Source organism: Arthrobacter sp. SO3, assembly GCF_020532825.1.
Lineage (GTDB): Bacteria > Actinomycetota > Actinomycetes > Actinomycetales > Micrococcaceae > Arthrobacter.
In genome coordinates, this window is record NZ_MQTS01000136.1 from 1 (window position 1) to 9,151 (window position 9,151).

The following is a 9,151-nucleotide window of genomic DNA, read 5'->3' on the forward strand; positions in this document are numbered from 1 at the left end:
CTGCCGGGGGAACCGTGGTGGAGGGGTTGGAGGCCGTGATCGCCTCCGGGGCGGCGCTCCCGCCGGACGAGCCCGTGGGCCTGGACGACGCCGCCATGATTCTCTACACCTCCGGAACGACCGGAAACCCCAAAGGTGCTCTCCTGACACACGGAAACATCACGTGGAACTGCGTCAACGTGCTGGTCGACTTCGACTTCGCCTCCACCGATGTGGCCCTCATGATCTCCCCGATGTTCCATGTGGCCTCCCTGGACATGGGTGTCCTGCCCACGCTGCTGAAGGGCGGCACCGTGGTCCTGGAAGCCAAGTTCGATCCCCGCCGGACGCTGGAGCTGATCCAGCAGCACCACGCAACGACCATCAGCGGGGTGCCCACCACCTACCAGATGCTGTGCGAGCACCCGGACTGGGACGCCACGGACCTCAGCTCGCTGAACAAACTGACGTGTGGCGGGTCAGCCGTGCCCATGCGGGTCCTGGAAGCATACGAACGCCGGGGGCTGCGCTTCTCCAACGGCTACGGCATGACCGAGACGGCGCCCGGCGCCACCACGTTGCCGGCGGCCAGGTCCCGGGACAAGGCAGGGTCCTCGGGGCTGCCGCACTTCTTCACCGAAGTCCGGGTGGCTGATCCCTTGGATCCGGCGGCCGGCCCGGCCGCGCCAGGGACGGTGGGGGAGATCCAGATCAAGGGACCCAACGTCATCCACCAGTACTGGAACCGGCCCGAGGCCTCAGCGGATTCCTACACCGCTGACGGCTGGTTCAAATCCGGGGACATGGGCTACAAGGACCCGGACGGTTTCGTGTTCATCTCCGACCGACTCAAGGACATGATCATCTCCGGCGGGGAGAACATCTACCCGGCCGAGGTGGAACAAGCCATCGCCGAACTCGACGCCGTCGGAAGTGTCGCGGTAATCGGCGTGGCGGATGAGAAATGGGGCGAAGTGCCCCGGGCCGTGGTGCTCCTGCGGGAGGGTGCCCAGCTGACGGAAGAGCAGCTTCGCTCCCACCTGGAGGGCCGGCTCGCGCGGTACAAGATCCCCAAATCGGTGGTCTTCGTGGCAGAAATGCCCAGGACCGCGAGCGGCAAGATCCGGAAGGCCGATCTTCGGAAACTGACCCCCGGACACGTCTGACTGAACTGGTCCCCGAAAGCCGGGCCGCCAGTCCCGGGCGTGCGGGGCCGTCAGTGGATGAGGGCCAGCGCGACGCCGACGGCCATGAACAGCACGCCAAACGTCCGGTTGAGGATGCGCTGCCCGCGGGCGTCGTGCGTGAACCGCTGGAAGGACTTGGCTGCGGCGGCGAAGAAGAACCACATGACCAGGATGTCGATCACAATCACGGTGGCAGACAATGTCAGGTACTGCGGCAGGAGCGGATTCTCCGGGCGGATGAACTGCGGCATGAAGGCCAGGAAGAACACGATCGCCTTGGGGTTCAGCAGGTTGACCCACAGCCCGCGGCGGAACATGGAGAATGCCGGCTCGTTGCGCAGCGCGGCAGCTTTTTCCTGGTCCAGGTCGGGTTTGTGCCGGAACTGCTGGATGCCCAGGTAGACAAGGTAGGCGGCGCCGGCGTAGCGGATCACGTTGAAGGCCACCGGTGAGCTGGCCACCAGCACCCCGACGCCGAGGGCCACGATCACGATGTGCACTACCAGCGCGGCCTGCTGGCCGAGGATCCCCCAGATGGAACGCCGGAAGCCGGAGTTCAGGGAGTTGCTCATGGTGTTGATGGCGCCTGCGCCGGGAGTGAAGCTGATCAGGACGCCGGCGCCCGCCAGGGCCAGCCAAAGGGAGGGTTGCACTGATTCAGCTTACTTCCGCTGGCGGGCCCTCCCCGCCCCGCGCTTCACAACGCCGTCACGCGCCAGCCGTTTGGCACAAGGGGTCGCAGCGGGCACAGAGGCACCGGAGCAGCTTCGAATGGGACCAGTGCAGCATGGTTCTCGGAAGGTCGTTGTGCCTCGGATACTGGTCAAAGTACATATGCGCGCGGGCCGACATGTAGCCCGTTTCGTCGACGGCGAAGTGGCCGATCAGCTGCAGTCCCCGTTCGGCCGCCTTCGATTCCAATTCATCGGCCTCATCCATGATTGGGTCAGGGCAGCCGTATGCACTGAAACTGCCGGGGTGGGCGATAGCAAAGTACTTGGTGAATTCCGAATCCAGCGCCACCAGTAGAGCGTCGTGGAAAGGGGCCAGGGAGCCCGCAAAGTCTTCGGTGATGACTTGTACGCTGTCCAGCTGCATTTCCGCGTCCACACCAACCAGCACCAGATTGGCCCTGAGTCTGCCGTCCGGGACGATGAACGGGCGGGCCAGTATGACGAAGTCGAAACCTGCTTGGATGATCATGTCTTGAGGCTAGAAAACCCGGCCCTGGGGGTCTACGGCGGTCAGCGGCTATGTGGACAACGGCCTGCTCCGCGCCCGAGGAAGGTTCCCGGACGCCTGGTCGCTACTATGGCCACTGTGAAACTCCGCCGCGCGTTAGCCCTCCTGCTGCTACTCCTGGCCTTGGCCTTCACAGCGGTTGCCGGCGCGTCGGCGCAGGCCAGCGGCCCCGCCCCGGTTTCCGGCGTGGCTGATACGGCGGACCGGGAGTCCTCAACGCAGGAGGGAAAAGGGCCGCTGTGGGGGGTGCGGCTTGACTGGTCGACGGACTCCGCGGCCCAGTATGCCTCGCGTCTGGGGAAACCTGCGGCCCTCTACGCCCATGAAGTGTCGCTGCCGGTGCAGGAGCAGGAAAAGGAATTCATCCCGCTCTTCCTGAAACAAGCCGGGGCCGAAGGCGCCGACGCGCTGATCACGGTCAATCCGACAGTTCCTCTGGCGCAGGTCAATGCGGAGAGCTCAGGCGAGCTGGCGCAGGACATCAAAGAGATGGCCGCGGGGTTTAGAGGCCGGCTGTTCATCCGCTTCGCCCCCGATATGAATGCGGGCTGGGCAGCATGGGGCCAAAAGCCGGCGGAGTACATCGCGGCATTTCGTGCCGTGACGGCCGCCATGCGCGCCACACTCGACGTGCCGTTGATGGTGTGGTCGCCGTTCCAGGGAAGCGACTACCCCTTCCCCCACGCTCCCGACGCTGCACAGCCCGGCAGCCCGGGCTTCGGCGCACTGGACACGAATTCCGACGGCGTCTGGAACCTTCACGATGCGGCGTACTCGCCCTACTACCCCGGGGACGACGCGGTGGACTGGGTGGGGTTGTCCGCCTTCCACGACGACACTGCCGGCGGGCCGCCGGTCAACACGCTCCCCGCTGCCGACGCGCTTACCCGCATGCTGGGACCCGCGCAGCCGGTCCAGGACGCCGTCGACCTTAACTTCTACGCCAACTACGCGGTTGCCAGGAACAAGCCCCTGCTGCTGGAAACGGCGGCTTTCTACAGCCCGGCAAGCGGCGGACCCGCTGAAAACGAGATCAAAAGTGCCTGGCTGGGCCAGATCCTCGCCGCCCAGGCCTCCGGCTACGGCAACATCCAGGCAGTGCTGTGGAACGAAAGGGTCACACAACGGGCATCCGGGGAGGTCGCTATCGACTGGCGCCTGACCGCGGACCCCGGCACGGCTTCGATTCTGGCCGGCGGGCTGGAGCAGGCCAACTTCCGCACGGGCACCGCGACGGCGGCAGCCGGCGGAAACGCTGCGGACCGTCCGCCGGGCGGCGGGGTGATTTCCGGGGGCTGGGCGTGGGCGGCTGCCGCGGCCGGAGTGACGCTGGCAGCCGTCTTGTGGGTGCTCCCGCTCCGCTGGTCTGCCGCACGGTCCTGGGCCTACCGGGAGGAGAACTTCAGGGACAGGCGGGTGGACATGCTCCGCGGCATGGCGATCCTGTTTGTGGTGGTGAACCACGTTGGCCTGACCTCGTTGTTCCAGCTGCTGACCCAGGAAACGATTGGCGCGGTGTCCGGCGCGGAATTCTTCGTCCTGCTGTCCGGCGCGGTTCTGGGCATGGTCTACGGGCCAAGGATCAGGGACAACCTCGGGGAAGTGGTGGACAAAACAACCGCCCGGTCCTGGAAGCTCTACGTTACGGCCCTGGCCGTCGTCATGACCGTCTTCCTGATCAGTCTCGTACCGCTGATCCAGAGCTCGGTCCTGACCGCATTCACCGACCAGGGCACTGGCGGCGCGGGCACCGCCGCGGCCGGCCGCAGCTACGACCTGTACACGGGGGTGGAGGGGCTGATGCAGTTCCCGGTCCCGGCCTGGCTCATCCCGCAAATCCTGCTCCTTGAGTTCGGCCCGTGGCAGTTCAACATCATGGGCCTGTACGTCGTGCTCCTTCTCCTCAGCCCCCTGATCCTCTGGGCGCTGTCCCGCCGGCTGGCATGGCTGGTTCTGCTGGTCAGCGCCGCCCTCTACGCGGTGGGGTCCCTGGCGCGCATCCGTGTTCTGCCCTCCCAGTTCGAAGATTCCTTTCCCCTGATGGTCTGGCAGATTCTCTTCGTCGTTGGCTTGACCGCCGGCTACTACCGCAGGCCCCTTGTGGGCTGGTTTTCCCGCCACCGCGGCGTGCTGGCCCTCTGCGCGCTGCTGACGGTACTTTTCGGACTGTTCGCCTGGTCCAACCCCTACCTTTCCAACGCCTACGATGTCCGCCTCGAGTTGCTGCCGGACGCCCTGCATCAGATGCTGTACAGCGGATATTTCGGCCGGACGTACCTCGGCGCCGGACGGCTGCTCAATGTCCTGTTGGTGGTCATTACGGCCTACACGCTCCTCACCGCCTACTGGAAGCTGCTGGAGCGGGCGCTGGGCTGGTTCCTTATCCCGTTGGGGCAGGCCACCTTGTATGTCTTCATCATCCACGTGTTTCTGATCCTGGCCCTGGCCAATATCCCGATGCTGCAGCAGGGCAACATCTGGCTGAACACCGGCGCTTATGTGTTGGTCCTGGGCCTGCTGTGGACGATGGTCAAGACCAGGTTCCTGTTCCGGATCATCCCCCGCTGACCGCCCCGGCGGCTGCAGACAGCCGGGCCGCGGGAGGCTACGATGCAGTCAGCCGTGCGGCAGCTGAGCCTGCCGACAGACTTGGGGGAGTCGATGGACAGAATTTCCGGAACGGTGCTTGCGGGGGCTTTTCTACTGGCCGCCTCGTCCTGCGCGATGCCAGGGACGGGCACCGGGCCGCCGTCGGCGGCCGTCCCGCAGACCAACGCCGCCACCGCAGGCGCAACCACCGGGGCGGCCCCCCAGAGGGCAGCCACGCCGTCCGCGGCGGAACCCGGGAACCCCGCGGCCAGGGCGGCCGGGGCTGTCCCGGAGGCACGGTTCGAAAATCCCGATTACTACGCGATGCCCGGCCAGACAATCACGTTCTACGTCCCGGCGGCGCTGCCGGGCGGGGTCAGCGTCGCGCAGTACGAATGGGACTTCGACGGCGACGGGACCACCGATCAGGTGGGGCCGCTCGCCGTGGCGAAGCACAGTTATCCGGCTGTATTCGAGGGCAGGGCGACGGTGCGGATCAACCACTTCACGGGCGGCTCGTCGACGGCGTCTGCCGCGGTCCACATCGGCCGGGGCCCGCGGGACGGGCTCCCCGCCGCGCCGGTCAACGTGAGCGTACGGGTGACCGCGCACGCGGACGGCCTCAGCACCGTCCAGATATCGTGGGAACCGGGTGGGCCGGAGCCCTACCGCTGGGGTGTCACCGTGGACGGCTTTCCGGCCGGGGTTGTCGAGGGCAAGGAGCGCACCGCTACCATGACGGACGTCCGCCGGGCCCGGGACGTGGAGATCGGCGTCGTCGGGTTCACTGAGAGCCAGGGCATGGGAGCCTCCGCCAGCGTGACGCTTCCCGCGCTGGCGGATTAGGTGCGCCCGCACTGCCGTACTGGGCACCGGCGCCGGAACACCTCAGGCCCGCGCGATCACCTCGCCGTTGGGGATCAGGAACCAGCCGTCATCCGTGGAGCCCCAGCGGTGCCAGCCGGCCGAAATCCGGGCCAGATCGGCGGCATTGGCGAAGCCGTATTCGAGTGCCTGGTCCGCGAAGGCTGAGTGCAGCACGCGCTCGCCCCACACCCGCGCCTGCCAGCGGCGCTGTTGTCCGGTGGCGTAGAGCCAGTTGCTGCTGGAGGGAGCGACGTCGGTGAACCCGGCGGACTGGGCCCAGGACACCAGGCGGCGGCCGGCGTCGGGTTCGGCCCCGTTGCGGCGCGCGATCCGCTGGTAAAGCTCCATCCATTCATCCAGCTCGGGGACGGCCGGGAACCAGCTCATGCCATGGAAATCGGCGTCGCGGACCGCCACGATGCCGCCGGGTTTGGCGACGCGGCGCATTTCCCGCAGGGCAGCGACCGGGTCCGTCAGATGCTGCAGCACCTGGTGGGCGTGCACGACGTCGAACGTTTCGTCCTCAAAGTCGAGGTCGTAAATGTTGCCGGCGACGAACTCGACGTTCGGCACGCCGCGCTCGGCCGCGAGGGCGGCCGCCTGGCTGATCACCTCGGGCGAGCGGTCCAGCCCGGTGACCGTCCCGGGGGAGACCAGGCCGGCGAAATCGCAGGTGATGCTGCCTGGCCCGCAGCCGACGTCGAGCACGGAAACCCCGGGGGTGAGGTACGGGATCACAAAGGCCGCGGAGTTCTCCGCCGTCCGCGAGGCATGGGCGCGGACCACCGACTCGTGGTGGCCGTGCGTGTACACATCTTCAGGCTGCTGCGCACTCATAAGGAAACGCTACCGCCTCGCGCCGGCAAATCCGTGAAAGGGGGAGAGGGCAGCGGGAAGACGGCAGGATTTCGCGCCTGGCCGTCAGTTTTGCCGCTTTTGGCCCGCGCGGTTCTGCGGATGATTGGAGGAGTGAAGATCAACAGCGGCAAGCAGGCAGGGCTCGGGCTGTTCCGGGCCACGGGCATCTACGTGGGGGCGATCCTGGGGTCGGGAATCCTGGTGCTCCCGGCCGTCGCCGCCAGGGAAGCCGGTCCGGCCTCGCTCCTGGCCTGGGCCCTGTTGCTGGTGTTCTGCGTCCCCGTGGCGTTCAGCTTCGCGGAGATGAGCCGCCAGCAGCCCGACGCCGGCGGGATCGCCCACTTTGTCACAAGGGCCTATGGGCGGCGCGCCTCCGCCGTGGCCGGCTACCTCTTCTACTTCGCCATTCCCTTCGGGGCTCCGGCGACAGCTGTGATCGGCGGGAACTACATCGCCCATGCCCTGGGCGGCGGGCGCGGGACGGCGCTGGTGGCGGCCGGGCTGCTGCTGGCCGCCGCCTTCGCGAGCAACGCCGTCGGGATCCGGTTGTCCAGCGGCATCCAGCTGGTGCTGATGGTGCTGCTGGTCGGGCTGCTGGCGCTCGCGGTCGCACTGGCTGCGCCGTCTGCCAGGGCGGAGAACTTCGAGCCGTTCGCGCCGCACGGCTACTGGGCCGTGGGCGGGGTGTCCAGCCTGCTCTTCTTTTGCTTCGCCGGCTGGGAGGCGGTCACGCATCTCGCCGGTGAGTTCCGCCACCCGGACCGGGACCTCAAACGGGCCACCTGGCTCACCCTGATCGTGGTCGGAGTGGTCTATATCGGCGTCGTCGCGGCCTCGGTTGCCGTCCTGGGACCGGCCCTCCCGGGCAGCGAAGTACCGGTCGCGCAGCTGCTCGAGAAGGGACTGGGCGGACTCGCGGCACCGCTGACCGCCGTCGCCGCCGCGGTGCTGACGTTCGGCCCGATCAATACCTTCGTCGCCGGCGCCAGCCGGCTGGGTGCGGGCCTCGCGTCCGACGGCGTGCTGCCGCGGACCCTGGGCCGGGGCGCCGGGCCGGGACAGGTGCCCTCGGCAAGCCTTGGACTGCTGGCGGTGATGACATTCCTGTCCTTCGGGGCGGCGGCGGCCGGTCTGGGCAATATGCGGTTCCAGATCGGGGCGGCGTCGGCCTGCTTCACCGCGGTGACGGCGTTCGGCCTGCTGGCCGGGATCCGGCTGCTGCCCGCCCGGACGCCGGCCTGGTACGGCGTCATTGTGGCCGCCGGTGTGATGCTGGCCGTGCTGCTGTCCAGTGGCTGGGCACTCGTGGTCCCGCTGGGGCTGGCCGCGGCTGCGGCCTGGGCGGGCCGCCCGGCGGGCAGGACGGTTGTGCCGCTGGGCCACGCGGAAACGACGGCTACGGCGCGTCGGCTGGAGACGGTTCCGCCTGCTGCGCCGCCTCCTGCCCGGCCCTGACCGTCGCCTCGATCATCGAGGTCATGAAGCGGGTCGCGATCTCCAGCTCCTCCGGAGTGAATTCGGCCATCGCGGCGCCCATGTGGCGGGCCAGCGGCTGGAACATGGCACCGCCGTCACGGTAGGCCTTGGGAGTCATCCGGAGCTGGACCTGCCGCCGGTCGCTACCCTGCCGTTCCCGGATGACGTGGCCGGACTTGTGCAGCCGGTCGATCAGCGCCGTGGTGGCCGGTGAGCTGAGGTGAAGTTCCTTGCGGAGCACGCCGGGCGTCACGATCTGGTTCCTTGCGGTGTGCTGCATGATCACGGCAAGGGCGTTGAGGTCTGTCCGGTGCATGTCGTTGCGTCCGCCGGCGGAATCCACGTAGCGGTTGGCCTCGAGGCTGAAATCCTGCAGCAGCCGGACCAGCGGCGGCGGCCCGGAAGAGGGTCCGGAGTGGGGTACGGCGTGGGGTCCGGAGGGCGGCCCCGAAGGGTCAGGTCGTCCCGACGGATCGACTGTCACGGTGCACCTTCCTCTCCCGGTAACTGGGTCACGCCTGCTTCGCAGCAGGCGCCCTCCGGAGTTTACTTCAGCGGACCCAGGCTTCGGGCCGGCCCGGGTACACAATGTTTGCCAAGAATTGACGCCGGCGGGTTATCTCCATCGTGGAGATAGTCTATTATGGACTCAATTCTACTCCTCCGAGGCACGCACCAGAAGGAACCATGAACAAGACACCACAAAGCAGTGCCCGCGTCCCCTTTTGGCTGCGCTGGCTGATACCCGTTCTGCTCGTTGTCACCTGGCTGGCCATCGCCGGGATCGGCGGACCCACCTTTGGCCGGCTCAGCGAAGTCTCCTCGAACGACCAGGCGTCCTTCCTGCCGGCGGGAGCCGAGGCCACGGAGGCGCAGGACTGGCAGGCCAAGTTCCGGGACTCGAACCAGATCCCCGCCGTCATCGTCATTGAGAGCGACTCGGCGTTCACCCC

General features: G+C 67.6%; 8 protein-coding genes and 1 pseudogene. 5 read left to right on the forward strand and 4 right to left on the reverse strand.

The genetic code is table 11. The features are described 5' to 3' along the window. On the forward strand, nt 1-1,145 hold a 1,145-nt coding region (locus BJQ90_RS13160), incomplete at its 5' end, for an AMP-binding protein (protein WP_226760704.1). A gap of 50 nt (nt 1,146-1,195) precedes the next feature. Here the strand turns inward: BJQ90_RS13160 and BJQ90_RS13165 are convergent. Beyond that, nucleotides 1,196-1,819, reverse strand: a complete 624-nt coding sequence (locus BJQ90_RS13165) for a LysE family transporter (RefSeq protein ID WP_226760705.1) — start codon at nt 1,817-1,819, stop codon at nt 1,196-1,198. A 55-nt stretch (nt 1,820-1,874) separates the two neighbouring features. After that, complete coding sequence (locus BJQ90_RS13170) at nt 1,875-2,369, reverse strand: hypothetical protein (protein ID WP_226760706.1); 495 nt, start codon at nt 2,367-2,369, stop codon at nt 1,875-1,877. Between the two features lie 108 nt (nt 2,370-2,477). Here BJQ90_RS13170 and opgC point away from each other — a divergent pair, with 108 nt between their 5' ends. Further along, complete coding sequence (gene opgC, locus BJQ90_RS13175; RefSeq protein ID WP_413463679.1) at nt 2,478-4,976, forward strand: OpgC domain-containing protein; 2,499 nt, start codon at nt 2,478-2,480, stop codon at nt 4,974-4,976. Between the two features lie 42 nt (nt 4,977-5,018). Beyond that, the gene (locus BJQ90_RS13180; protein ID WP_226760708.1) at nt 5,019-5,843 is read left to right on the forward strand and encodes a hypothetical protein; all 825 of its coding nucleotides are present in this window, start codon (nt 5,019-5,021) and stop codon (nt 5,841-5,843) included. A 42-nt stretch (nt 5,844-5,885) separates the two neighbouring features. Here BJQ90_RS13180 and BJQ90_RS13185 read toward each other — a convergent pair whose 3' ends face one another. Continuing rightward, the gene (locus BJQ90_RS13185) at nt 5,886-6,701 is read right to left on the reverse strand and encodes a methyltransferase domain-containing protein (RefSeq protein WP_226760709.1); all 816 of its coding nucleotides are present in this window, start codon (nt 6,699-6,701) and stop codon (nt 5,886-5,888) included. Nucleotides 6,702-6,833: 132 nt separating this feature from the next. Here BJQ90_RS13185 and BJQ90_RS13190 point away from each other — a divergent pair, with 132 nt between their 5' ends. Then, nucleotides 6,834-8,177: an APC family permease gene (locus BJQ90_RS13190; RefSeq protein ID WP_226760710.1), complete on the forward strand. Its 1,344-nt coding sequence runs from the start codon at nt 6,834-6,836 to the stop codon at nt 8,175-8,177. Here BJQ90_RS13190 and BJQ90_RS13195 read toward each other — a convergent pair. Continuing rightward, nucleotides 8,119-8,682 (reverse strand): MarR family winged helix-turn-helix transcriptional regulator, encoded by a 564-nt coding sequence (locus tag BJQ90_RS13195; RefSeq protein ID WP_413463680.1) that lies wholly within the window; start codon nt 8,680-8,682, stop codon nt 8,119-8,121. The two genes, BJQ90_RS13190 and BJQ90_RS13195, sit on opposite strands and share 59 nt — an antisense overlap. A gap of 203 nt (nt 8,683-8,885) precedes the next feature. Between BJQ90_RS13195 and BJQ90_RS13200 the strand changes: the two are divergent. Beyond that, nucleotides 8,886-9,151 (forward strand): annotated as a pseudogene (locus BJQ90_RS13200) (MMPL family transporter); the annotation flags it as partial.

What these genes read in the sequence shown, in the direction of transcription:
- BJQ90_RS13170 (WP_226760706.1), bottom strand. Translation starts at nt 2,369, where the DNA reads ATGATCATCCAAGCAGGTTTCGACTTCGTCATACTGGCCCGCCCGTTC.
- opgC (WP_413463679.1), top strand. Translation starts at nt 2,478, where the DNA reads ATGGCCACTGTGAAACTCCGCCGCGCGTTAGCCCTCCTGCTGCTACTC.
- BJQ90_RS13180 (WP_226760708.1), top strand. Translation starts at nt 5,019, where the DNA reads ATGCAGTCAGCCGTGCGGCAGCTGAGCCTGCCGACAGACTTGGGGGAG.
- BJQ90_RS13185 (WP_226760709.1), bottom strand. Translation starts at nt 6,701, where the DNA reads ATGAGTGCGCAGCAGCCTGAAGATGTGTACACGCACGGCCACCACGAG.